The 521-nt window shown below is 65.1% G+C and carries 1 protein-coding gene; it reads right to left on the reverse strand.

The window, feature by feature from the left end:
• Positions 1-448, reverse strand: a 448-nt coding sequence (locus AC1DX0_RS37055; RefSeq protein ID WP_477359684.1) for a TPM domain-containing protein, incomplete at its 3' end; no start/stop codon positions are given.
• Between the last annotated feature and the right edge of the window lie 73 nt (positions 449-521).

The following is a 521-nucleotide window of genomic DNA, read 5'->3' on the forward strand; positions in this document are numbered from 1 at the left end:
CGCTGTCGGCAACCACTTCGGCATAGCGCTCCGCGATCGAGACGAACACCAGCACGCCGGTGCGCGCTGTGGTGCGGTGAACGTTGCGCGCCAGGAACTGTTTGATCGCATTCGTGTGCGCCGCCTGGTAGCGCAGCCGCCGCGGCACAAGGTGAATGCGCAAGCCGGGCACCGCCCACAAAAGGATGAGCACGCTGGCCAGTGCCAGAAGCTGGGCGATGACGAAATGCGGCAGACGGATTGTCAGCCACCAGGCTTCCAGCCCGTAGCCGACGGCAAGACTGACGATGAGCATGCCCAGCGTCGCCATGAAGGCGGCCGGGAAGAAATAGCCGTCGCTGGCATGCGCCACGACGCAGTAGATCTCGCCGTCGGTTTTTGATTCGGCAGCGCGGATCGCGCTGGCGATGCGCTCATGATCTTGCGGGCTGATCGGTCGTGTTGCCATGATCTGTCTCACCAGCTCCCTGAAGAACCACCGCCGCCGGACGAGCCGCCGCCGCCTGAAAACCCGCCGCCGC

It is taken from the genome of Mesorhizobium sp. P3_A9 (assembly GCF_056402975.1).